The sequence below is a fragment of the Pseudomonas sp. Irchel 3A18 genome (assembly GCF_900187465.1).
In the GTDB taxonomy this organism is placed as follows: Bacteria; Pseudomonadota; Gammaproteobacteria; order Pseudomonadales; family Pseudomonadaceae; genus Aquipseudomonas; species Aquipseudomonas cichorii.
The window spans coordinates 1-24074 of record NZ_FYDI01000002.1; the positions used below are offsets into that span (position 1 = coordinate 1).

The following is a 24074-nucleotide window of genomic DNA, read 5'->3' on the forward strand; positions in this document are numbered from 1 at the left end:
GTCCTACCGACTACAACACAGCACCTTGGCCGCGCAGACAAAGATCAAGTCACGGGAACGAAAGCGCAAGGACGGAGATGATGTCGAGGACGATGAGCCATGTTGATCCGCACCATAAATGCCCTGCTGCATGCGGTGGGGCTTGATGCGTCTTGAATCGGCACACTGCTGCTAAGCTTATTCACAATTGCTGGGGCAAAAATCAGCAATCCATCCTGGGTCAATTTTCAATCGGCAGGGTGGGTCAGTTTTCAATCAGCGCTAACATTTGGTGTAGCTCTGACCTATACCAGGCCCTTCGGTGACCGAAGCTACGATGGCTTGCCTCTGGTCTGTCGCCCCATCAAGCAAGCACTTCCGCCTCAGCGAATCGTCCTGGCCTATGACCAGCGTTACCCTCTAACCCCAGCGGCAGAAGCATTCAAAGCGAAGGCTCTGGAGTGGTTCTCGGAGCGGCAGACATTTTCATCAATCTAACGCGGTCATATGAATCGGGAGACAGCATCCAGGGTCAGTTACCTACCATTCGCATAGAATGATCGGCGCACTGTTGACCAATGGATTTCCCATGGCTTTTGCGGTTGAGACGGACAGAATCGACGCAGGGCTATCGCAAGACTCGGAGCGAAGCTTACAGACCTCAGAGCTTACGTCTTTTTGATAGACACGCTATGAATTAGCCAAGCCCTGTGGACAAAACCTTTTGTGAATGACGGCCAAGCTACATCATTGGAGGGGGGGGGGCGGAATCGAACGCTTGCAGAATGCAAAAGAGACAAAAAAGAAGTAGTGACCGAAGTAGTGACTGATTTGCCGTGCCGTACAAGAAACCAATAAAAAACCCTGCAAAATATGGTGTCCCAGGGCAGGTTCGAACTGCCAACCTTCCCCTTAGGAGGGGGATGCTCTATCCAATTGAGCTACTGAGACACTGAGTTGCCAGCACACCGACTGGTGCCAGCGAGGACGGCGTGCATGTTAACGGCATGGAGGGATTTTGTCATGTCGTCATTACCTCCGGTAATCGTAGTCCACATCCCGGCGTAGAGCGTTTGCAGGCATGGTCGTGCATTTTGCATTACCCCAAAAAGCCATCATTGCAAAACGCAATATCCAGCCGCCTAAAAACAAACACAAGCCATTGTTTTATAAGGATTTTTTATTGAAATAAAATTGGCATGCAGGCTGCATTATCAGTGCATGTGACGACACTCCACGCAAGGTACCTGAAAATGAACATGACTCTCTCAGTGTTGAATGCAGCCGCTCTGGTAGCTCTGGTGGCATTTCATTTTCAGGACACGCGCATTCAGGACGACCAGATAACCAAGCATGCTCAGCCCCATGAGGTGATCCGTCAGGCACCGCAACTGGCGGTCATGGGTGACAGGCGCTTCAATGCAGCTACGCTGGGTCATGAGGTCAAGGAAGCCCCGCTGCCAAATCGTGCTGAAGAGCGTTGGGTCTTCTGAGATCGTCACATAGCCCACCTTCACGAGAGAGTAGCCATGTCAAAATCCGCATTGTCATTCATGATCCTGGCACTGATGGCTGTTGCCGTTGATCTTCTTCTCCCTGAGCAGGCGTATGTATTGAATATCGCCTCGAAAATCGCCGCCGGGATGTTTGGCAGTCTTTTTGTAGCGGCCATGGTCATTGGGCGTCGCTTCAAGTTCGATCCGGTTCTGCGCTGACTGATACACGCTGATGGTTGTACTGGTCGGTAGGGCTGCACGCCATTGCTGACTGGGTCATCGGCTTCTTGAAGTACTGTTCCCCTCCCCCGCCATAGCACGCCCGTCGGCATTCTTCGTCTTGTTGAGGATAAGCATCTAAGCTGAAGACAGATAGCCATCATGGCAAAAAGTAGTCAGGCGTTCGTCGTGTCACCTGGATGAGCAGGAATTGGCAAGCTTTGCAAAACCTCTCGCAATTCTGACAATTGGTGCTGGCTAAACGCCTTTATCTGAGTCAATATTTGTCACAGAATTGACGCCAAGGATTCGACGTAATAGGGCATGATGCCTCACCCTTTGGATAACTCGGTTGGAACATTTGGCCAAAACGACTGTCCCATAATGGCAATCTGGCGGCCACTTGCGAGAACCGCTTCCCCCTGAACTAACCGGTTAAATATATGAGCCCTATGAAACAGGCTACTTATTCCAGCCGCACGGCTGACAAGTTCGTCGTTCGCCTACCAGATGGCATGCGTAATCGTGTGCAAGAGGTAGCCAAAAACCATCACCGCAGCATGAACTCGGAAATCATCGCTCGACTCGAGCAGAGCCTGATTCAGGAAGGTGCACTTGGCGATGAGCCAAATCTGCGTCTTGATAGTCCTGAGCTGTCCCTGCACGAACGCGAGCTGCTGCAGCGTTTTCGTCAACTCTCACACCGCCAGCAGAATGCACTGGTGTCCCTGATCGCTCACGACACGGAACTTGCTTCAGAAGAGTCGTAAGAAATCAGAGAAAAAAAGCATTCAAGCCAGCGAAAGCTGGCTTTTTTATTGTGGTCCCCTCTCCAAATGCCTATAAGATTATTTCCTATAGGTATGCATTTCATGATCACTGCTCCCGAGGCGATGATTGTTCGTGCATCGCGATCATCAAATCCTCCAAGGAGCCACGAAATGCTTGCCAAAGCCTTCGTACCCCTGATGCTGGTCACCTCGATGAGCGAGGCCGCCCAGACCGTCAAGGTGTTCAACTGGGAGGATTACTTTGCTCCGGACACACTGAAAAACTTTCAGAAAGACACCGGCATTGAAGCCACCTATGACACCTACGACGGCAACGAGACTCTGGACGAAAAGCTCAGGGCCAGGCATTCCGGTTACGACATCGTGGTGCCGTCGAGTCATTTCATGGGTGTCCAGATTCAGCGCGGCGACCTGAAGAAGCTGGACAAAAGCCAGCTACCCAACTGGAAAAACCTCAACCCGGTTCTGCTCAAGGTGCTCAGAGGCATCGATCCGGGCAACGAGCATGCTTTTCCCTATCTGTGGGGGACCACCGGCATTGGCTACAACGTGACCAAGGTCAAGGCTGCTCTGGGCAACGATGCGCCGCTCGACTCGTGGGACCTGGTCTTCAAGCCCGAGAACATGAAAAAGCTGGCTCAATGCGGTGTTGCCTTTATCGACAGCGCGCCCAGTGTCTTGCCCATCGCACTCAACTACCTGCAGTTGCCTCCACAAAGCGAAGTCGCCGGGGATTACACCAAGGCCAAAGCGGCCTTGATGGCGATACAGCCTTACGTGAGCTACTTCCATTCAACCAACTACATAGCAGACCTGGCCAGCGGCAAGATCTGTGTGGCGGTCGGGTATTCAGGAGATGTCATGCTGGCAGAGCGCAAAGCGAAGGAAACAGGCAGCGGCATCGACATCAACTATGTGATCCCCAAGGAAGGCGCGCCGATGTGGTTCGATATGGTCGCCATGCCTGTCGATGCCCCCAATGAAAAAGCCGCGTACGCCTTCATGAACTACCTGTTGGCACCCAAGGTGATCGCCGGCATCTCCAACTATCTGCACTATGCGAACGGCAACGAGAAGTCAGAAGCACTGCTGGACGTAGCAGTGCACAGCGACCCCAGAATCTACCCCGACGAAGAAACCTTCGGCACACTGTTCGCCCAAAAAGCGATACCTGCCGACAGTGAAGCGCTGAGGCTGCGCACATGGAAAGAAGTCAAAGCCGGGCAATGATCAGTTGTGGCCCCCGAAAACAAAAAACCGCCTGAACAGGCGGTTTTTTTATGGTGACGGTTATCAAAGCAGAAAGATGGTCGCCAGCCCCAGGAAAATGAAGAACCCGCCACTGTCAGTCATCGCAGTGATCATGACACTCGCCCCCATGGCCGGATCGCGCCCAAGGCGTGCGAGCGTCATGGGAATCAGGACACCCATGAAAGCGGCCAGCAGCAAGTTGAGCGTCATGGCAGCCGTCATGACCACGCCCAGTGACCAACTGTCGTAGAGCACATAAGCCACCACACCAATGACCCCGCCCCATATCAGGCCATTGAGCAACGCAACCGCCAGCTCCTTGCGTAACAGGCGCGAGGTATTGCCGGTGCTGACCTGGTCCAGCGCCATGGCGCGCACGATCATGGTAATGGTCTGGTTCCCCGAGTTGCCGCCGATGCCGGCCACAATCGGCATCAATGCCGCCAGAGCCACCAGCTTCTCGATCGAACCTTCAAACAGGCCGATCACACGCGAAGCCAGAAACGCCGTGATCAGATTGACCGCCAGCCAGGCCCAGCGGTTACGCAGCGAGCGCCATACGGAAGCGAAGATGTCTTCTTCTTCACGCAGACCCGCCATGCTGAGGACTTCGCTCTCGCTCTCCTCACGAATCAGGTCGACCATTTCGTCGATGGTCAGACGGCCGATCAGCTTGCCGCTCTTGTCGACCACCGGCGTGGAAATCAGGTCATAACGCTCGAATGCCTGGGCAGCGTCGTAGGCATCGTCTTCCGGGTGAAAACTGACAGGGTCGTCAGCCATGACTTCACCGACCTGCTTGTCGGGGTCATTGACCAACAGACGCTTGATCGGCAGCACGCCCTTGAGAACGCCGTCATGATCAACCACGAAGAGTTTGTCGGTGTGGCTCGGCAGCTCCTTCAAACGCCGCAGGTAACGCAATACGACTTCCAGGCTGACATCCTCACGGATGGTCACCATCTCGAAGTCCATGAGCGCACCGACCTGCTCCTCGTCGTAGGAAAGCGCGGAGCGGACACGCTCGCGCTGCTGGACGTCCAGCGCTTCCATCAGCTCATGAACGACATCGCGAGGCAGCTCAGGCGCCAGGTCAGCGAGTTCGTCGGCGTCCATCTCCCTGGCCGCCGCCAGCAACTCGTGATCGTCCATGTCGGCGATCAGGGTTTCCCGGACGGAGTCGGACACTTCAAGGAGGATATCGCCGTCACGCTCAGCCTTGACCAATTGCCAGACAGTCAGGCGCTCCTCAAGAGGCAATGCCTCGAGGATGTAGGCGACGTCAGCAGAGTGCAGGTCATCGAGCTTGCGTTGCAGCTCGACCAGGTTCTGACGATGAACGAGGTTTTCTACGCGATCCTGATTCTGACCTTCCTGGCGATGGATCAGGTCTTCGACCACACGCTGGCGCTGCAGCAGATCGACCACTTGAGCAAGGCGATCCTGCAAGCTTTCCTGCGTTTTTTTTACTTCTATTTCAGTCATAGGCGAACTCCACTCCCAGCAGCGGAGCACGCCGGGAGGATCAATCAGTTGATTCTTGATTGGTGAAACGAGCTATTGAGTAACTACTGGGTAAGTCCATGGAGGTATTCCACAAGCCCCGGCGGGGCTGACGGGCGCAATGATACACCGCTTTGAGCGGATCGCACGCGAGAAAATTCAGGCAAGAACAGGCGCTTGCGAGGCAAACCTGAAGATTTTGCGAGGCAACGAAGTTACGACGTCACATTCAGCGAAGAAAACACGCTCGCCGGGGAGCAAGCCCCTGACTAGGATGACGAACCACGTCATGGAGGACTCGGCAATGCGTATCACGCCTCGCCTTTTGTTATGGAGCAACCTGCTCTGCCTGCCGTTTTACACACAAGCCAATACGGTTCAGCGCTGCGAAGACCCGACCGGCAAGATCACGTTCACCACCCTGGGTTGTCCGGTCGGCCACACCAGCCAGTTGCAGGAAGCCTTCAATGCACCTCCCGGAAGCATAACGCCCCTTCTTCCGAGCGCAGACAGGCGAAGCACTCAGGCCAGCAAGGAAATAGTGGTGGTCGGCCAGCAGGAAGATGGCTGTGGCAATCGCCTGAGCCCGGAACAGCGTCGGCAGGCCATCATCAACCAGCGCACGCCGCCCGGCATGACCAAACGAGATGTGGAAAGCCTGCTGGGCCGCCCGGACAAGATCACAAACCGCAACGGAGAGCTGCGCTACACCTACAACCTGAAAAAGGGTCGCAGCAACAATGTGACATTCGATGAAAACGGATGCGTGAAAGGAAAACGCTAGAAAGCAAAAAGCCCACATCTTTCGATGTGGGCTTTCTGGTGTATGGTGCACTCGACAGGATTCGAACCTGTGACCGCTCGGTTCGTAGCCGAGTACTCTATCCAGCTGAGCTACGAGTGCATTGGTATTTTTATACCAGATCACCTCTGGTTGAAGCCGATTATCTGGAAGTCTGTATTTGACTACATCAGACCAGTTAACCTTAAATGGTGCACTCGACAGGATTCGAACCTGTGACCGCTCGGTTCGTAGCCGAGTACTCTATCCAGCTGAGCTACGAGTGCATGTGTTGGTGCCGCGCATTATAGGTCGTTAAATCATTTTGTAAAGCACTTTTTCTAGTAATTTCAACAACTTACAGAAGAAGCCAGATCCAACGCACTACAGAAATAATGGCGGAGAACGGGGGATTCGAACCCCCGACACCCTTGTGAGGTGTACTCCCTTAGCAGGGGAGCGCCTTCGGCCACTCGGCCAGCTCTCCGCAACACGGGGCGTATAATAACCACCCTTTTCCCCGTTTGCAAACCAAAAATTCAATAAAAATTAATGGCTTGGTTCTTCGTCCTTCTCTTTCTTTATGCGCAGGTAAATTTCTTCACGATGCACAGCGACTTCCTTGGGCGCATTGACACCAATTCGCACTTGATTACCTTTGACGCCGAGCACAGTCACAGTGATTTCACCATCACCAATGATCAGGCTTTCTGCGCACCGACGAGTCAGAATCAGCATACCTTTCTCCTTATGCATTTCAGGAACAACAGTCTGCAAAACCAGTAGGCATCAGCCTGCGACGAATAAGCCACGGCCAAGCCTGAGTATTGACTAGCGCGAAGAAAAGAACAGTCTTTGCGCGCAGCACAGGAAAACGAAAGGCGCGGTCAGACCGCGCCCTCCTGGCAGATCACTCACCCTGCCGAGGAGCATCCAGCTCGAAAGCCGTGTGCAATGCGCGCACAGCCAGTTCCAGGTACTTCTCTTCAATCACCACAGAAACCTTGATTTCCGATGTGGAGATCATCTGGATGTTGATGCCTTCCTTTGCCAGGGCTTCGAACATGCGGCTGGCGACACCTGCGTGGGAACGCATGCCGACGCCGACGATGGAAACCTTGGCAATCTTGGTATCGCCGGAAACTTCACGAGCGCCGATTTCGCGGGCGGTGGTTTCCAGAACCTGCAATGCCGACTGGTAGTCGTTGCGATGGATCGTGAAGGTGAAATCGGTGGTGTTATCGTGGGCGACATTCTGCACGATCATGTCGACTTCGATATTGGCGGCACTGATCGGGCCGAGAATCTTGAAGGCAACACCCGGCGTGTCTGGCACACCACGGATAGTCAGCTTGGCTTCATCGCGGTTGAAGGCGATGCCGGAAATGATCGGCTGTTCCATGGATTCCTCTTCATCAATGGTAATGAGGGTGCCCGGCCCCTCCTTGAAGCTGTGCAGAACGCGCAGCGGGACGTTGTATTTGCCTGCGAACTCTACGGCACGGATCTGCAGCACCTTGGAACCGAGGCTGGCCATTTCCAGCATCTCTTCAAAAGTGATCTTGTCCAGACGCTGAGCTTGCGAAACCACACGCGGATCGGTGGTGTACACGCCATCCACGTCGGTGTAGATCTGGCATTCATCAGCCTTCAAGGCTGCTGCCAGCGCCACGCCCGTCGTATCGGAACCGCCACGACCCAGGGTCGTGATATTGCCGTTTTCGTCGACACCCTGGAAACCGGCGACCACCACGACACGGCCGGCCTTCAGGTCGGAACGGATCTTCTGATCGTCGATCTGCAGGATACGGGCCTTGTTGTGTGCGCTGTCGGTCAGGATACGCACCTGATTGCCGGTGTAGGACACCGCCGGCACGCCGCGCTTCATCAATGCCATTGCCAGCAAGGCAATGGTCACCTGTTCGCCGGTGGACACGATCACATCCAGCTCACGAGGAACCGGCTGATCGCTGATCTGTCTGGCCAGCTCAATCAGGCGATTGGTTTCGCCGCTCATGGCCGACAATACGACCACCAGATCATCGCCCGCTTCGCGGAACTTCTTAACCTTGTCGGCCACCTGCTCGATACGCTCTACAGAGCCAACCGAGGTGCCTCCAAATTTCTGTACGATCAAAGCCATCTCAAAGCCGCCTCAGAACCCGTTAAGGGCACCCATTAACATTCAAATCCAAGTGCCGGGCCTGTCATGCACTGACAAGCCTGGAGGTTCGACTCAAATACCCTGCTCTACAAAAGGAGCGGCCAGAGCCAACGCTGTATCCAGCGCCGCGGCATCCACACCACCACCTTGAGCCATGTCAGGACGCCCGCCACCTTTACCACCCACGGCAGCGGCCGCTTGCTTCATCAAATCACCGGCTTTGAGTTGGCCAGTCAGGTCCTTGGTCACGCCTGCAACCAAGACAACCTTGTCTTCATGAACACTGCCGAGCAGGATCACTGCGCGGCCGAGCTTGTTCTTCAACTGGTCGACCAGCGCCAACAGCGCCTTGCCATCCTGACCATCCAGGCGAGTGGCCAGGACCTTGACCCCTTTGACATCCAGGGCAGCGGCAGACAGATCGTCGCCCGCCGCACTGGCGGCCTTGGCCTGCAGTTGTTCCAGTTGTTTTTCCAATTGACGGTTGCGCTCCAGCACAGCCGACAGTTTGTCCAGCAGGTTGTCGCGATTCCCTTTGACCAGGGTAGCGGCTTCCTTGAGTTGATCTTCAGCCGAGTTCAGCCAGGCCAGTGCGGCTGCACCGGTCACGGCTTCGATACGACGCACGCCTGCAGCCACGCCGCCTTCGCTGACGATCTTGAACAGCGCGATATCGCCGGTACGGTTGGCGTGAATACCGCCACACAGTTCAACGGAGAACTCACCGCCCATGCTCAGTACGCGCACGCTGTCGCCGTACTTCTCGCCGAACAGCGCCATGGCGCCCTTCTTCCTGGCGGTTTCGATGTCGGTTTCTTCGGTGACCACCGCAGTGTTCTTGCGCACTTCGGCGTTGACGATATCTTCCAGGGCACGCAGTTGCTCGGGCTTGATGGCCTCGAAGTGGCTGAAGTCGAAGCGCAGACGCTGACTGTCCACCAGCGAGCCCTTCTGCTGAACGTGCTCGCCCAGCACCTGACGCAATGCCGCGTGCAGCAGGTGAGTGGCCGAGTGGTTCAGGGAAGTCGCCTGACGCACTTCGGCAGCTACCTGGGTTTCAAGCTTTTCACCGACTTTCAGGCTGCCAGACGCCACAACGCCGTGGTGCAGGAATGCGCCGCCGGTCTTGGTGGTATCGCGCACGTCGAAACGTACGGCGCCAGCCTGCAGGTAACCGCTGTCACCGATTTGGCCACCCGATTCGGCATAGAACGGCGTGGTGTCGAGAATCACGACGCCCTCTTCGCCTTCGCTCAACTGCTCGACCGACTGACCGTCCTTATAAAGAGCAACGACCTGTGCAGCACCGCTGGTGGCGGTATAGCCAGTGAACTGTGTAGCGACATCAACCTTGACCAGACTGTTGTAGTCCATGCCGAACGAACTGGCGGAACGGGCACGCTCACGCTGGGCGTCCATCTCGCGCTCGAAACCTGCCTCGTCGAGGGTCAGGTTGCGTTCACGGGCGATATCCCCTGTCAGGTCCATCGGGAAACCGTAGGTGTCGTACAGCTTGAACACGACTTCGCCCGGTACCACAGAGCCTTTGAGCTCGGCCAGATCCTGCTCGAGGATTTTCAGGCCCTGCTCCAGGGTCTTGGCGAACTGCTCTTCTTCAGCCTTGAGCACACGCTCGATGTGCGCCTGCTGCTGAGTCAGTTCCGGGAATGCTGTGCCCATCTCGGCAACCAGAGCGGCCACGATCTGATGGAAGAAGCTGCCCTTGGCGCCCAGCTTGTTGCCGTGGCGGCAGGCCCGACGAATGATGCGGCGCAATACATAACCACGGCCTTCGTTGGACGGCAGTACGCCATCGGCAATCAGGAAGCCGCAGGAGCGAATGTGATCCGCCACGACCTTGAGCGATGCCTGATTGTCGTTGCTGCAACCGATGGCCTTGGCCGAAGCGGCCAGCAGGCTCTGGAACAGGTCGATTTCGTAGTTGGAGTGCACGTGCTGCAAGACAGCGCTGACACGCTCCAGGCCCATGCCGGTATCCACCGACGGCGCTGGCAGCGGGTGCAGTACACCATCGGCAGTACGGTTGAACTGCATGAAAACGTTGTTCCAGATTTCGATGTAACGGTCGCCGTCTTCTTCAGGCGAGCCCGGTGGGCCACCCCAGATTTCAGGGCCATGATCGAAGAAAATCTCGGAGCAAGGACCGCACGGGCCGGTATCGCCCATGGTCCAGAAGTTGTCGGACGCGTAAGGCGCGCCTTTGTTGTCGCCGATACGAACCATGCGCTCGGCCGGAACGCCGATGTCTTTGGTCCAGATATCGTAGGCTTCGTCATCGGTGGCGTAGACCGTGACCCAGAGTTTTTCCTTGGGCAGGTTCAGCCACTTTTCAGAGGTGAGGAAGGTCCAGGCGTAAGTGATCGCGTCGCGCTTGAAATAGTCACCGAAGCTGAAGTTGCCCAGCATTTCGAAGAATGTGTGGTGACGGGCGGTGTAGCCGACGTTCTCCAGGTCGTTGTGCTTGCCACCGGCACGCACGCACTTCTGACTGGTGACAGCGCGGGTGTAGGCACGCTTTTCCTGGCCCAGGAAGCAATCCTTGAACTGGTTCATGCCTGCGTTGGTGAACAGCAGGGTTGGGTCATTGCCCGGAATCAAGGAGCTGGAGGCGACACGTGTGTGGCCTTGCTCTTCGAAGAAGCCAAGGAAGGCTTCACGGATTTCTGCGCTTTTCATAGGTTCTTCCACGGAGACTGCGGCCAGAGGCAGTGCATAACGTCAAAATGACGTAGCGACGGCAAAGGGCCGCATTATATAGGCGTTGCGTCCTCGGTACAGCGTGTTTGTACGATAGAAACCAGTAACTGGACTATCGGCATCTTATATGCGTGAAAACTCAGCGAATACTGCGATGACACGCTCAAGCTGGTCACGGGACACATTCAGATGCGTGACCATGCGCAGACGTGGCGCGGCGCTGAGCTTGATGTCGCGTTCGGCACAGAATACCTTGAGCGAATCGGCACGCTCGCCCATTTGCACATACACCATGTTGGTCTGCACAGGCTCGACTTCGTACCCAAGCTCGCTAAGCCCTGCTGCCAGGAATGCCGCATTGGCGTGGTCGTCGGCCAGTCGCTCGACCTGATGATCCAGCGCATACAGCCCGGCCGCTGCCAGAATCCCGGCCTGACGCATGCCCCCACCGACCATCTTGCGCAGGCGACGGGCCTTGGCGATCAGCTCCGGGGAGCCGCACAGCACAGAACCCACTGGCGCGCCGAGCCCTTTGGACAGGCACACAGACACCGAATCGAAATGGCGAGTGATTTCCCGGGCATCGACGCCCAGCCTGACCGCCGCGTTGTATAAACGCGCACCGTCCAGATGCAGAGACAAGCCGTGCTCTTCGGTGAACTTGCGCGCTGCCGCCAGATAACTCATGGGCAATACCTTGCCCTGCATGGTGTTTTCCAGGGCCAGCAAACGGGTGCGGGCAAAATGAAAGTCATCGGGCTTGATGCTGGCCAGCACCTGGCCGAGATCCAGCGAACCATCGGCCTGGACTTCCAGCGGTTGAGGCTGGATCGAACCCAGCACAGCCGCCCCGCCACCTTCGTATTTATAGGTGTGAGCCTGTTGACCGACGATGTACTCGTCACCGCGCTCGCAATGCGCCATCAAGGCCAGCAGATTGCTCATAGTGCCCGATGGGACGAACAGAGCCTCTGCAAAACCCAGACGCCTGGCCAGTGTGGCTTCAAGAAGATTGACTGTCGGGTCCTCACCATAAACATCATCCCCGACAGGCGCATGGGCCATGGCCTCAAGCATGCCCGCGGTTGGCTGGGTCACCGTGTCACTACGCAGATCGATAACAGTCACGAATACGCTCCCTGAAAACTCGAAGACCGATAATGCAGGCAACCTCAAGGTTGCAACAAGGCATTACTGAGGTTTGCCATGATAATCAAGGTCCAGGGCCTGGGGCACTCCGATCCTCTTATAAGCAAAAGGTAGGGACACCGTACGAAAGTGTCCATGCAGGATGGAAAAAACTGTGATAAAAATCCCGCCCCGACATGAACAATGTCGGCAACGTTCTCAGGGCGGGGTGTAATTCCCCACCGGCGGTAATGGCGCGCAATGCGTCTAGCCCGCGAGCGCTTGGGGAGTTTCAGGCTTGAACTGAAGCGCTTCAAGGTCAGCAGACCCGGTGTGATTCCGGGGCCGACGGTCATAGTCCGGATGAAGAGAGAACGGGATGTACCATCAGGACCGTGTGCAAACCTCTGCATGGACTACATGAGTTCATGGGGCTTTCATACGCAACCTGAATCCCTTTCGATCCAATGCCCTGTTTTTTTCATAAACAGGAGTCAGAACACGTGCAACCCACTGCAATCGACAGCAAGAGCAAAAATCACTCGAACGAACGTATCGCGTTCATCCAGGCCTGCTGGCACAAGGATATAGTAGATCAGAGCCGAAAAGGCTTCGTCGCCGAAATGGCCAACCATGGTTACACCGAGAGCGATATCGATTTCTTTGAAGTCGGCGGTGCCTTTGAAATCCCTCTGCATGCAAAACTGCTGGCCAATACCGGTCGCTACTCGGGCATCATCGCTGCCGGCCTGGTGGTGGATGGCGGCATTTACCGTCACGAGTTCGTGGCGCAATCGGTGGTCAGCGCGCTCATGCAGGTCCAGCTGGAAACCGAAGTGCCAGTTTTCTCAGTGGTCCTGACCCCGCATCATTTCCATGCAGGCGAAGAGCATCACAAATTCTTCTTCGAGCATTTCGTCCACAAGGGCGAGGAAGCCGCCAAGACCTGTGCCGACACCCTGAACAAGGTCCGCGCCCTGCGCCGTCTTGAGACGCTGCAGAAAGCCGCTAGCTGATTTTCGCGAATAAATTCGCTCCTACGCCGACTCTGCAGGAGCGAATTCATTCGCGAAGAGGCCGATGAAGTCAGACCGCCGGAACAATCAAAATCCCGGCCCGTAAACCATTCCCCACTTTTGGATTGGGGAAAATGATCCGCGCCCCTTCCTCTTCCACCACCCAGCGCGAACCACCCGCGTCTTCGGCCAGCACGTAGCCTTTTTCCAGCGGCGCAAAATTTTGCACATCGTCAGGCAAGTTCAGGATGAATGCATCGCTGCGCTTGATGATTTCCCGAGCCACGCTGAATAGCTGCAAGCCCTCCAGGTCCTCGCTCGACTCAGGCTCGACACCTTCGATCATCTGCTCCAGAACCTTGCGCAGTGCCGTGAGGTTAACCTGCTGGTTATGGCCAAATGGCCGGGCCTTGCCCAGTTCCAGCGTGAAAGACTCAGCACCGAGCTGATCGTAGGTATAGGCACTGAATACGATGGAAGGCTTGTTCTGCAGCAGCACCGCGCTCATGCCGGCAGTGCGCAGACGCGCCAGTTCACGACGGGAATGCTGTCGGCCTTCTTTCCAGGGATACAGCGCAAACTGCTCAATGGTCGAGCCTCGAATGGCGGTGTGCAGGTCGTAATGCAGGCGATAGCGGTCCGGCACGCTGAAGAAGCTGGCGGCCAGACGCTCCAGCTCGCAGGCGCGCAAGGCCTCTGAACCGCCCGCCTGTTCGTGACGACCACTGAACAGCCGGTTGACGTCCTGCTCGACATAACGTGTGCCGCGGCGCATGGCCTCGGGGTTGCCGAACAGGAACAGAATACGGGCACGCGGCTTGAGATCGCCGCGTGCGATGCTGCGGATCAATTCGTCCAGCAGCTCGATGGGGGCTGTTTCGTTGCCATGGATACCGGCAGACAACAGCAAATCGGTGCCATTGTCCCGATCCTGAGGCGCACGTACTTCGAGTGCGCCCTCCCCCAGCCAGCGCATGCGTACGCCGCCGACGGTCAGTTGAGTCTTTTCCGTGGGCTCGCGCCCGGCCAGAGTCAGTTCAAGCAGTTTACCGAGGGCGAGCATAGGCGGCTCCTGATCAGTGATTGCAGTCCGGTCCGTGTACGTGACCATCTTCTTCACCCGGATCAGCCGGCTCCATTTCCAGTTGCAGGCTGACCAGGTTGGTGGCCAGTGGGCGCAACAGGAGGTTGGCGTATTCGGCATCGCCTTCTTCGACGTCGACACCGATCAGCAACTGGCCACGGCCATCTTGCTGGATCCACAGCTCTTTACCCTGCCAGAGGACGGCTACGCGGGTGCAGGAAGTTTCCAGCTGGGTGCCATCAGTGTCTTCGAGGATTAATTGCAGGGCGTCGCTCATGTTCGGATTCTCTATAAAGATGGAAATCACGCGCAGGACATAAAGGCCTGCGCGTCAGAACTTTCAAACCAGTTGAAAGGGATAAACGCTGCCCAGTTTAAGGATTTGCGTGAGCTCATCCAATGCCGTACGGCATTCGGTCAACAATTGCGGGTCGGCCAGATCGCTTTCGCTCATACGATCACGATAGTGCCTGTCGACCCATTGAGTCAGGGTTTCGTATAACGACGGGGTCATGACGACGCCGGGATTGACCGCTGCCAGCTCGGTTTCATTGAGGGCCACGCGCAAGCGCAGGCACGCCGGACCGCCGCCGTTCTGCATGCTTTGCTTGAGGTCGAAGACCTTCACTTCGCGAATCGGACCGCCATCGGCCAGCAGGCGCTGCAGGTAATTCCAGACACGAAGATTGGCCTGGCACTCCTGCGGCACGATCAGCAGCATCGAACCATCGGCGCGAGACAAAAGCTGGCTGTTGAACAGATAGGAACGCACGGCATCTTCGACCGAAACCTCGTCGCGCGGCACACAGATCGCCTGGAACAGGCCGCCTGCACGGCCGAGCTTTTCGTGCAACTCGCCCAGCATCGACTCGGTATTGAGAAACGCATCCTCGTGATAGAAAAGCACTTCGCCATTGCCTACCGCAATGACGTCGTTGTGAAACACGCCCTGATCAATCACGCTCGGGTTCTGCTGACCATAGACCACGCCGCTGTCGCTCAGGCCATGCAGACGCGCCACAGCCCTGGAAGCTTCAAGGGTCTGCCTGGCCGGGTATTTCTGCGGTGCCGGGTAGCGGGTGTCGAAAGCACTGCGCCCGAACACGAAAAACTCCACCCCCGCCTGACCATAGTCGTGGCAGAAGCGCGTGTGGTTGGCCGCCCCTTCGTCGCCGAACTGCGCAACCGCTGGCAGTGCTGCGTGATGGGCAAAATGCTGCTCATTGGCGAACATCGCTTTCAGCACACGACTGGTAGTCGGATGCTCGATGCTGCGGTGATATTTGCAGTTCAGGTTGGCCGCCGTGAAGTGCACGCGACCATCGGCCGTATCGGCACTCGGGCTGACAGTCGCGGCATTGGCGACCCACATGCTCGACGCCGAGCAACTGGCGACCAGCAGCGGCATGTCATGTCTTGCCGCCTGCTCGATCACCTCAGTATCGCTGCCGCTGAAACCCAGTTGACGCAACCCGGCAACATCAGGGCGCTCCTGAGGAGCCAGTACACCCTGGGTAAACCCCATGTCCATCAGCGCCTTCATCTTCGCCAGCCCCTGCAATGCCGCTTCGCGAGGGTTAGAACACTGATGGCTGTTGCGCTGGGAAGCCACATTGCCGTACGAAAGACCGCCGTAGTTGTGAGTAGGCCCAACCAGACCGTCAAAATTGACTTCACAGGATTTCATCGGCAAGGCTCCGTAGATCTGTTTTTATAGGTGCATCGCATTGCTATCAATCGAGCCTGATACCCGGCGTCAGTGTCGCAGGCAAGGTCAATGCTGCGGCCTCCAGGGACGCAACCGGGTAAGCGCAGTAATCGGCGGCGTAATAGGCGCTGGCCCGATGGTTACCCGAAGCACCGACGCCACCGAAAGGTGCGCTGCTCGCCGCCCCGGTCAGTTGCTTGTTCCAGTTGACGATCCCGGCACGGCTTTGCAGCCAGAACTGTTTGTAACGCGCTTCGGAATCCGACAACAGCCCCGCCGCCAGACCATATTGCGTGTCGTTGGCCTCTGCGATGGCCGCATCGAAACCGGCGTAGCGGATCACCTGCAACAACGGGCCGAACAGCTCCTCGTCAGGACGCTCGCTGACAGCGCTCACATCAATAATGCCCGGCGTAAGCAAGGCGGCCTGTTCCTGCGGCTGAGTCATTTCCAGCAACGCATTGGCGCCCTTGCCCAGCAGATCACGCTGGGCAGCCAGCAAAGCGGCAGCGGCCTGCAGAGAAATCACCGAGCCCATGAAAGGCGCAGGCTGGCGGTCGAAAGCGCCGACTTCAAGGGTGGCTGTCACTGCCACCAGCCGGGACAGGAATGCATCGCCCCAGGCACCTTGCGGCACCAGCAAACGCCGGGCACAGGTACAGCGCTGGCCAGCCGAAATGAAGGCTGACTGAATCACGGTGTACACCGCTGCGTCGACATCCTGGACCTCATCGACCACCAGCGGGTTATTACCCCCCATTTCCAGGGCCAGAATCTTGTCCGGACGCCCGGCGAACTGTTGATGCAAGGCATTGCCGGTACGGCTGGAACCGGTAAAGAACACGCCATCGATACCCGGATTGGCCGCCAGGGCGATACCGGTTTCGCGCCCGCCTTGCAGCAGGTTCAATACACCAGCGGGCAAGCCGGCTTCGATCCAGCACTTGACCGTCAACTCGGCAACCTTTGGCGTCAGCTCACTGGGCTTGAACAGCACCGCATTGCCCGCCAGCAGTGCCGGCACGATATGCCCATTGGGCAAATGGCCGGGGAAATTGTAAGGGCCGAAGACCGCTACAACGCCATGGGGCTTGTGGCGCAACACCGCTGTGGCATCGCCCAGCGGACCACTCTTTTCGCCGGTTCGCTCACGGTAACTCTGCACCGAGATGGCAATCTTGTTGACCATGCTGGTCACTTCAGTGGCCGACTCCCAGAGTGGCTTGCCGGTTTCCTCACCCATGCAATGCGACAGTTCGTCCGCATGATTCTTGAGGCTGGCGGCAAACGCTTCCAGCACCGAAATACGATCTTCCAGCGAGCGCGAAGCCCAGCCCGCAAAAGCCTGACGCGCCGCCTGCACGGCGGTTTCGACCTGAGAGGCACTTGCGCCCCGGCCTGACCACAGAACCTGCTGGGTCACCGGGTTCAAGGAGTCGAATGCGTCACCTTGCCCGTCCTGCCAGACACCTGCGATATACAGCGTGCTCATCAAGCGCCCTCCCGCACCGCCGACAAAGGCACAGCACGCACATTGTCGCCAGGACTCATGCGCAGGCGTCGGGCCGTCAGCGGATCAACCACCAGCGCGCCGGCCGCCATGCGAGCCTGCCCGATGGTAATCCGGCCTTCTTCACGCTTTCGGTTGTAGATCAGGAATTTCGGCGCATCATCACCCGGCGTGCCGATAGCCAGCACCAGCGTCTGGCTGTCACGCACAGCGCGGATTTTAGTGGTTTCACACTCGATGGCCGGGCCGGCATCGAAGATGTCGACGTAACCCTGATAGTTGAAACCCTCACTCTTGAGCATCGTCAGAGCAGGCTCGGTATCGGCGTGAACCCGGCCAATGACGCTGCGCGCATCTTCCGAAAGAAAGCAGGTATACAGCGGAAACTTGGGCATCAGTTCGGCGATGAATGCCTTGTTGCCCACGCCGGTCAGGTAGTCGGCCTGGCTGAACTCCATCTTGAAGAAGTGGCGACCCAGGCTTTCCCAGAATGGCGAACGCCCCTTGTCGTCCGACATGCCACGCATCTCGGCGATGATCTTGTTGCCGAACAGCTTCGGAAACTCGGCAATGAACAGCATCCGCGCCTTGGACAGCAGGCGACCATTGAGGCCGGTACGCGAATCGCTGTGAAGGAACAGCGAGCACAGTTCGGAGTTGCCGGTCAGGTCGTTGGCCAGGAACAGGGTCGGAATCTCACGGTAGATATTGAGTTCCTGAGAGGCGCTGACCGTCAGCCCGACGCGATAGTTGTACCAAGGCTCACGCAAGCCAACGGCACCCGCGATGGCAGAAATACCGATCACACGTCCGTCATCGTCTTCGAGCACGAACAGGTAATCGGCATCCGCACGCTCGGCTTCGCCACGAAAGGACTTCTCCGCCCAGCCCACCCGATGCGCCAGGCGCTGCTCATTGGCGGGCAATGTCGTCAGGCCTGCGCCGGTGCTGCGCGCCAACTCGATCAGCGCGGGCAGGTCACTGCTGCGTACGGGACGAACGATCATGTTATCTCCTCGACCGGACTCCTCTGGAGCCCGGAAAACTGGCTAATCCGCTATGTTCGGACGATCAGGCTCAGACGGCGACCAGGCGCACGCTGGCACCTTCACCGACACCCAGGGCCTCGGCGGCCTGCAGGCTCAGCACCACCGGCCGGCCGGGTGCCCAGTCCAGCTCCAGCAGGGTTGCACGGTAATCCTGCAGCAGCCCGTTGGTCACCAGATACAGGCGTGCGCCCTTGCCGGCATCGTCCGTTGCGCTGGTGTCGATCTTGACCGGCACCAGACGGCTCTGGGCAATCGAACGAATCCCGGAAACCCGAGCGTGCAAGGTCGGACCACCGTCGAAAATGTCGATGTAATGATCGGTCTCGAAACCTTCGCGCATCAGGATGTCGAAGGTGATCTGGGCACGCGGATGCACTTGCCCCATGGCTTCCTGAGCAGCGTCGGTCAGGAGCGGGACATAGATCGGATAATGCGGCATCAGCTCGGCCAGGAATGTGCGGCTTTTCAGGCCACACAAACGTTCGGCTTCAGCGTAGTTCAGGTCGAAGAAGTTGCGCCCGATGGCATCCCAGAACGGTGAGTCGCCGTTCTCGTCGCTGTAGCCCACGATCTCGGTCACCACCGAATCGGCGAAACGCTCGGGGTGGCTGGCGACAAACAGCAGGCGGCCGCGAGAATTGAGCTCCGACCAGGCGGTGCCCACCAGTTCAGGGATCACGTAGAAGCTGGTCAGCAGGCTGTTGCCTGTCAGGTCATGGCATTGGGACAGGACGTGGATCTTGTTGTGGATCTTCAGCTCGCGTGAGGCGTGCACGAAGGTTTCGTTACGAAAGCTGTAGAACGGCTCGGAGTAGCCTGCGGAAGCGACGATGCCGGAACAGCCCACCAGACGACCGTTCTCGCTGTCTTCAAGCACGAAGAAGTAGGTTTCTTCGCCATTGAAACTGACCTCGGCGGCGAACGATGCCTCCGAAGCGCCGATCTTGTCGCCCAGGCGACCAGCATCGTCAGGCAAGGACGTCACACCAATCGGACTGTCGGCGGCGAGGCGCTGGACTTCTGCCAGATCAGCCATTTGCGCGGGGCGCATCACCAGCATGGTGCCACTCCTTACCAGATCACAGGCCGGAAACACCGGCACTAAAAAGAGCACCGCGCAGCCTGGAAGCCGCCCGGCACAGGAAAAATGTCCGGCGCCCGCCAAGAAGCGAACACCGGAAAGTCCAGCAATGTATCAGGCTGTCAGCTTGGCAATGGCGCGCTCGAAGCGGTTCAGGCCTTCGTCGATATCAGCGTCTTCAATCACCAGGCTTGGCGCGAAACGAATCACATCCGGGCCGGCTTGCAGGATCATCAGGTCCTGAGCTTCAGCAGCGTTGAAGATGTCCTTGGCCTTGCCTTTCCAGGCATCGGACAGCACGCAGCCGATCAGCAGCCCAAGGCCGCGCACTTCAGTGAATACGCCGTATTGCTCGCCGATCGCTTCCAGGCGAGCCTTGAATTTCTGATGCTTGTCTTGAACACCCTTCAAGACTTCAGGGGTGTTGACGACGTCGATCACCGCCTCGCCCACCGCACAAGCCAGCGGGTTGCCGCCGTAAGTGGTGCCGTGTACGCCGACCGCAAAGTGCTTGGCCAGTTTCTCGGTGGTCAGCATCGCCGCCAGAGGGAAACCGCCACCAATGCTCTTGGCGCTGGACAGGATGTCCGGCGTCACGCCGTAGTGCATGTAGGCAAACAGATGGCCGCTACGGCCCATGCCGCTCTGCACTTCATCGAAGATCAGCAGTGCGTTGTGCTCGTCGCACAGTTTGCGGGCGCCTTGCAGGTATTCAAGCTCAGCCGGCAGGACACCGCCTTCGCCCTGGATCGGCTCCAGAACCACGGCGCAGGTCTTGTCGGTCACGGCGGCTTTCAACGCTTCCAGATCGTTGTACGGCACGTGGCTGATGCCGGTGATCTTCGGCCCGAAACCATCGGAGTACTTGGGCTGCCCACCAACGCTCACCGTGAACAGGGTACGGCCGTGGAAGCTGTTCAAGGCTGCAATGATTTCGTACTTCTCAGGACCATGCAGGTCGTGGGCAACACGACGCGCCAGCTTGAAGGCGGCTTCGTTGGCCTCGGCGCCGGAGTTGCAGAAGAACACGCGCTCGGCAAAGGTCGAGTCCACCAGTTTTCTGGCCAGACGCAAGGTCGGCTCATTGGTGAAGACGTTGGAGACATGCCACAGATTGTTGGCCTGCGCAGTCAAGGCACCCACCAGCGCCGGATGGCAATGGCCCAGCACGTTGACGGCAATCCCGCCGGAGAAATCCACCAGTTCGCGTCCCGCCTGATCCCATACACGGGAGCCCGCGCCACGCACGGGGATAAACCCGGCCGGTGCGTAGTTGGGGACCATCACCTGGTCGAAATCGGCGCGTTGCACCGCAGCATGCTCAACGGACATCGGAGTCTCCTGAAGAGGAACGCCTGCCTGAAACCGGCAAGCGATGGGAAGATTGTAAGGACTGATTTCTGTTCGGCCTTGTCGCCAGGCGACATCTTGTTACAGCGCAACACCGGTTTCTTTTCACAGTTTTCGGCAATGCGACATATTGCGTCACAAAGGCGCAGTTTATCTGCTTTCGCGAATGAATTCGCTCCAACGTGGGGAGCGATCGGACGGCGCTCCGCTCGCGAAGCTGCTCAACCACGCTCGGCAGGAACGGAAGACAGCTCGAAGGGGCTGTTGCTGCGACGCTGGTTGCGGTCTTCGCGAGGCGTGGCGCCAAAGAAGTTGCGGTAGGCGCTGGAGAAATGCGGGCCGGAGGAGAAGCCGCAGGACAGGCCGATCTGGATGATCGACTTGCTGGTCTGCATCAGCATCTGCCGCGCCTTGTTGAGGCGCAGCTCCAGGTAATACTGGCTCGGCACCCGATTGAGGTACTGCTTGAAGATCCGCTCCAGCTGCCGACGCGACACGCAGACATGCTGGGCGATTTCATCGGTGGTCAGCGGCTCTTCGATATTCGCCTCCATCAGCAGGACCGCCTGGGTCAGCTTCGGATGGCTGGAGCCCAGGCGATTCTGCAGCGGAATGCGCTGACGCTCGCCACCTTCACGAATACGCTCGACCACCAGCTCTTCGGAAACAGCACCGGCCAGTTCGGCACCATGATCACGGGACAGAACCGCCAACAGCAGGTCCAGCACCGACATGCCACCACAGGCGGTCAGCCGGTCACGATCCCAGTCGAACAGGTGACTGGTGGCAATGACTTTGGGGAAGCGCTCGCTGAAATCATCCTGCCAGCGCCAGTGCACGGCAGCCCGATAACCGTCGAGCAAGCCAAGCTGGGCCAACGGATACACGCCAGCGGACAACCCGCCAATCGCACATCCGGCGCGCACCACTTGCTTTAGAGCACTGGCCAAGGCCGCCGACATGGGAGCAGGCGGCTCGTCCGCCAGCAGGAACAGCTTCTGAAAACCGTCGATGCGACCGGTCCACGGCTCTCCCGGCAATTGCCATGCACCCGCTACAGCAGGCTCATCGGCAACCTCGGCCTGGAGGAATGACAACTCATAGACCACTTCAGGGTGAACGCTCTGGGCAACGCGCAAGGCTTCCTCGGCCAACGCCAGGGTCAAGGCTTTGGTGCCGGGCCAGACAAGGAAACCTATTCGATGGGCAGTCATTGGGACATCCGATACGTATCGCCTCAAGGGCCGAACCTCAACAGGCTAGCACTGGAGTAGCCAGAGCATGTTGCGTGGTGCGCAGCATGCCCTGTTCTGTTGTAAAAGACATCGCCGAGGCGATGCCGCTGATTACTTGAGGCTGCCCGAGAGGAACTGCTGCAACCGCTCGGACTGAGGATTGGCCAGGACCTCGCGGGGATCGCCACGCTCCAGTACCACACCCTGGTGCAGAAAGACCAACTGGTTCGACACCTCACGGGCAAAACCCATTTCGTGAGTGACCACCACCATGGTCCGGCCTTCCTGGGCCAGGCCCTGCATGACCTTGAGCACATCGCCAACCAGTTCCGGGTCCAGCGCGGACGTCGGTTCATCGAACAACATGACTTCCGGCTCCATGGCCAGGGCGCGGGCTATCGCCACACGCTGTTGCTCGCCACCGGACATATGACCCGGATAGGCTTCCTTGCGATGAGCCACGCCGACCTTGGCCAGGTAATACTCGGCCTTTTCAAGCGCCTCTTTTTTCGGAACACCCAGGACATGCACCGGCGCTTCGATGATGTTCTGCAAGGCCGTCATGTGCGACCACAGGTTGAAATGCTGAAACACCATGGACAGACGCGAGCGCATGCGCTGCAACTGCTTGGGGTCGGCAGCCTTCAGGCCGCCTTCCTTGTTCGGCACCAGTTTGAGTTCTTCATTGTTGAGCAGGATCTTGCCGGCATGGGGCTGTTCAAGCAGATTGATGCAACGCAGAAATGTGCTTTTACCCGAGCCGCTGGAGCCGATGATACTGATGACATCGCCTGCCTTGGCTGTCAGGGAAACGCCCTTGATCACTTCATGACTGCCATAACGCTTGTGCAGGTCCTGGACTTCCAGTTTGTTCATGCTTTCGATTCTCACAAGACAGTCAGTCACTGAGCAGACGCCCGTGACGCAGCGCGGTGCGCCCCGCCACTTTGGCCAGCCAGAAACCCGGTTGAGCATAGCGAAGCCGCTCGATGGCGAATAACACACCGGCAGTATTCGCACAGATGGTGCTGACCCGATCGGACAACGGATCGATGACTTCGAACAGCGGATCACCGACTTCGACCCAGCTACCGGCAGCGCGCAGGAACGTCACCACGCCGGGATGAGGCGCATACAGCAACTCGGTGCCCTCGAACGGCATGCCCTCGCAGGCCTCCCGCCCAGGCTTTGGCCAGTCGCCACTGATAAAGCCCTGCTCGGCCAGGAACGCCAGGATGCCTTCGGCATGCGCCTCGGCTTCAGACTTGCCGGTATCGGCCTGACCGCCCAGCTCGATGGTCGTGGCCAGACAGGCCAGGGGAATCTGCGCTTCGGGGAAAATCCGCGACAGACGCAGCCAGGGCAGCGAACAAGCCTCGTCAAAGGAACTGCCACCGGAATCCTCGGCCAGCAGCGCGACCTTGATATCCAGATGCGCAGACAGCGAACGCCACTGCGGCCAGTGTTGCGGCAAGGCATACATGTGAAGAGCGGCATCGGCATCGCAATGCAGATCAAGCACGACATCTGCGACGCAGGCATGACTGAGCAGCAGGCGCTGCATGGCTTGCAGTTCGCCTTGCGGAGCAGGCAAGCGATCGAGCGCAGCCGCCATGGCCTGCCGAATCAGTTGAATATTGGCGCGTGGATCGTCACCCAGCTGCCCTTCCAGCAACTCGGCGACAGGTTCGCTCAATTCGGTGAAATCGCGGTTGAAGTTCTTGCCGCTGCCAAACTCGAAACGCCCCTGGTGAGCGCCTTGCAGCAATTGGCCCAGGCCCAGGGGATTGGCCACCGGCACCAGCTCGATAACCCCTTTGAGTGCGCCTTGTTCTTCAAGCTGACCCAGGCGTTTTTTCAACTCCCAGGCCGTACGCATGCCTGGCAACTCGTCAGCATGCAGGCTGGCCTGGATATAGGCCTTGCGCTCGCCGCTGCCGAAACGAAAAACACTCAGTTGACGCTCGGTGCCGAGGCTTCCCCACGGCAATACATGATCGATTCTTTGCAT

At 57.9% G+C, this 24074-nt stretch carries 21 protein-coding genes, 4 tRNA genes, 2 pseudogenes and 1 riboswitch; of the genes and pseudogenes, 8 read left to right on the top strand and 19 right to left on the bottom strand.

Annotated features, from left to right (window positions below):
* Together CKW23_RS02975 and CKW23_RS27130 are read left to right on the top strand one after the other, a co-directional pair.
* Nucleotides 1–106: pseudogene (locus CKW23_RS02975) on the top strand (AAA family ATPase); the annotation flags it as partial.
* Between the two features lie 161 nt (nt 107–267).
* Nucleotides 268–477, top strand: a pseudogene (locus CKW23_RS27130) (LysR family transcriptional regulator); the annotation flags it as partial.
* A gap of 376 nt (nt 478–853) precedes the next feature.
* Here the strand turns inward: CKW23_RS27130 and CKW23_RS02985 are convergent.
* Nucleotides 854–930: transfer RNA gene (locus CKW23_RS02985), tRNA-Arg, on the bottom strand.
* A 302-nt stretch (nt 931–1232) separates the two neighbouring features.
* On the opposite strand from CKW23_RS02985, the gene CKW23_RS02990 reads away from it, so the two are divergent.
* From CKW23_RS02990 to CKW23_RS03005, 4 genes are all read left to right on the top strand, one after another.
* Nucleotides 1233–1472, top strand: a complete 240-nt coding sequence (locus CKW23_RS02990) for a hypothetical protein (protein ID WP_025259050.1) — start codon at nt 1233–1235, stop codon at nt 1470–1472.
* 36 nt (nt 1473–1508) lie between these two features.
* On the top strand, nt 1509–1694 hold the full coding sequence (locus tag CKW23_RS02995; RefSeq protein WP_025259049.1) for a PA3371 family protein: 186 nt from the start codon (nt 1509–1511) through the stop codon (nt 1692–1694).
* A gap of 443 nt (nt 1695–2137) precedes the next feature.
* Nucleotides 2138–2464, top strand: a complete 327-nt coding sequence (locus tag CKW23_RS03000) for an Arc family DNA-binding protein (RefSeq protein ID WP_025259048.1) — start codon at nt 2138–2140, stop codon at nt 2462–2464.
* Nucleotides 2465–2635: 171 nt separating this feature from the next.
* Nucleotides 2636–3715, top strand: coding sequence for a polyamine ABC transporter substrate-binding protein (locus tag CKW23_RS03005; protein ID WP_025259047.1), 1080 nt, complete (start codon nt 2636–2638; stop codon nt 3713–3715).
* A 63-nt stretch (nt 3716–3778) separates the two neighbouring features.
* Here the strand turns inward: CKW23_RS03005 and mgtE are convergent, their stop codons facing one another.
* Nucleotides 3779–5221 carry a magnesium transporter gene (gene mgtE, locus CKW23_RS03010; protein ID WP_025259046.1) on the bottom strand — a complete coding sequence of 481 codons (1443 nt, stop codon included), beginning with the start codon at nt 5219–5221 and terminating at the stop codon, nt 3779–3781.
* A gap of 322 nt (nt 5222–5543) precedes the next feature.
* On the opposite strand from mgtE, the gene bamE reads away from it, so the two are divergent.
* Entirely contained in the window at nt 5544–6023 is a 480-nt protein-coding gene (gene bamE / locus CKW23_RS03015) for an outer membrane protein assembly factor BamE (RefSeq protein ID WP_025259045.1), read from the top strand.
* Nucleotides 6024–6066: 43 nt separating this feature from the next.
* Here the strand turns inward: bamE and CKW23_RS03020 are convergent.
* The 7 genes from CKW23_RS03020 to ltaE all read right to left on the bottom strand — a co-directional run bounded on the left by CKW23_RS03020 (nt 6067) and on the right by ltaE (nt 12030).
* A tRNA-Arg gene (locus CKW23_RS03020) sits at nt 6067–6143 on the bottom strand.
* A gap of 87 nt (nt 6144–6230) precedes the next feature.
* Nucleotides 6231–6307 (bottom strand) — tRNA-Arg (locus CKW23_RS03025).
* A gap of 109 nt (nt 6308–6416) precedes the next feature.
* Nucleotides 6417–6507: transfer RNA gene (locus CKW23_RS03030), tRNA-Ser, on the bottom strand.
* 62 nt (nt 6508–6569) lie between these two features.
* Nucleotides 6570–6758: a carbon storage regulator CsrA gene (gene csrA / locus CKW23_RS03035; RefSeq protein ID WP_002554426.1), complete on the bottom strand. Its 189-nt coding sequence runs from the start codon at nt 6756–6758 to the stop codon at nt 6570–6572.
* A gap of 172 nt (nt 6759–6930) precedes the next feature.
* Nucleotides 6931–8163, bottom strand: a complete 1233-nt coding sequence (locus tag CKW23_RS03040; protein WP_025259044.1) for an aspartate kinase — start codon at nt 8161–8163, stop codon at nt 6931–6933.
* Nucleotides 8164–8256: 93 nt separating this feature from the next.
* Nucleotides 8257–10881 carry an alanine--tRNA ligase gene (gene alaS, locus CKW23_RS03045; RefSeq protein ID WP_025259043.1) on the bottom strand — a complete coding sequence of 875 codons (2625 nt, stop codon included), beginning with the start codon at nt 10879–10881 and terminating at the stop codon, nt 8257–8259.
* Nucleotides 10882–11025: 144 nt separating this feature from the next.
* Entirely contained in the window at nt 11026–12030 is a 1005-nt protein-coding gene (gene ltaE, locus CKW23_RS03050; RefSeq protein ID WP_025259042.1) for a low-specificity L-threonine aldolase, read from the bottom strand.
* Between the two features lie 211 nt (nt 12031–12241).
* Nucleotides 12242–12410: riboswitch (FMN riboswitch) on the top strand.
* A gap of 123 nt (nt 12411–12533) precedes the next feature.
* Here ltaE and CKW23_RS03055 point away from each other — a divergent pair.
* Complete coding sequence (locus tag CKW23_RS03055; protein ID WP_025259041.1) at nt 12534–13046, top strand: 6,7-dimethyl-8-ribityllumazine synthase; 513 nt, start codon at nt 12534–12536, stop codon at nt 13044–13046.
* Between the two features lie 70 nt (nt 13047–13116).
* Here CKW23_RS03055 and astE read toward each other — a convergent pair whose 3' ends face one another.
* The 10 genes from astE to CKW23_RS03110 form a co-directional block, all read right to left on the bottom strand.
* Nucleotides 13117–14109 (bottom strand): succinylglutamate desuccinylase, encoded by a 993-nt coding sequence (gene astE, locus CKW23_RS03060; RefSeq protein WP_025259040.1) that lies wholly within the window; start codon nt 14107–14109, stop codon nt 13117–13119.
* A 13-nt stretch (nt 14110–14122) separates the two neighbouring features.
* Nucleotides 14123–14407, bottom strand: coding sequence for a hypothetical protein (locus CKW23_RS03065; RefSeq protein WP_025259039.1), 285 nt, complete (start codon nt 14405–14407; stop codon nt 14123–14125).
* 63 nt (nt 14408–14470) lie between these two features.
* Nucleotides 14471–15817: an N-succinylarginine dihydrolase gene (gene astB / locus CKW23_RS03070; RefSeq protein WP_025259038.1), complete on the bottom strand. Its 1347-nt coding sequence runs from the start codon at nt 15815–15817 to the stop codon at nt 14471–14473.
* 46 nt (nt 15818–15863) lie between these two features.
* Nucleotides 15864–17333, bottom strand: coding sequence for a succinylglutamate-semialdehyde dehydrogenase (gene astD, locus CKW23_RS03075; protein WP_162883713.1), 1470 nt, complete (start codon nt 17331–17333; stop codon nt 15864–15866).
* Nucleotides 17330–18355: an arginine N-succinyltransferase gene (gene astA / locus CKW23_RS03080; RefSeq protein WP_025259036.1), complete on the bottom strand. Its 1026-nt coding sequence runs from the start codon at nt 18353–18355 to the stop codon at nt 17330–17332. The genes astD and astA overlap by 4 nt, the downstream gene beginning before the upstream one ends.
* A 70-nt stretch (nt 18356–18425) precedes the next feature.
* Nucleotides 18426–19457, bottom strand: coding sequence for an arginine/ornithine succinyltransferase subunit alpha (aruF, locus tag CKW23_RS03085; protein WP_025259035.1), 1032 nt, complete (start codon nt 19455–19457; stop codon nt 18426–18428).
* A 135-nt stretch (nt 19458–19592) separates the two neighbouring features.
* On the bottom strand, nt 19593–20810 hold the full coding sequence (locus tag CKW23_RS03090; protein ID WP_095067021.1) for an aspartate aminotransferase family protein: 1218 nt from the start codon (nt 20808–20810) through the stop codon (nt 19593–19595).
* Nucleotides 20811–21049: 239 nt separating this feature from the next.
* Nucleotides 21050–22042: a transcriptional regulator ArgR gene (gene argR / locus CKW23_RS03100; RefSeq protein ID WP_025259033.1), complete on the bottom strand. Its 993-nt coding sequence runs from the start codon at nt 22040–22042 to the stop codon at nt 21050–21052.
* Between the two features lie 132 nt (nt 22043–22174).
* On the bottom strand, nt 22175–22939 hold the full coding sequence (locus CKW23_RS03105) for an ABC transporter ATP-binding protein (protein ID WP_025259032.1): 765 nt from the start codon (nt 22937–22939) through the stop codon (nt 22175–22177).
* Nucleotides 22940–22961: 22 nt separating this feature from the next.
* A complete protein-coding gene (locus CKW23_RS03110) occupies nt 22962–24074 on the bottom strand; it encodes a succinylglutamate desuccinylase/aspartoacylase family protein (RefSeq protein WP_025259031.1) in 1113 nt (370 codons plus the stop codon).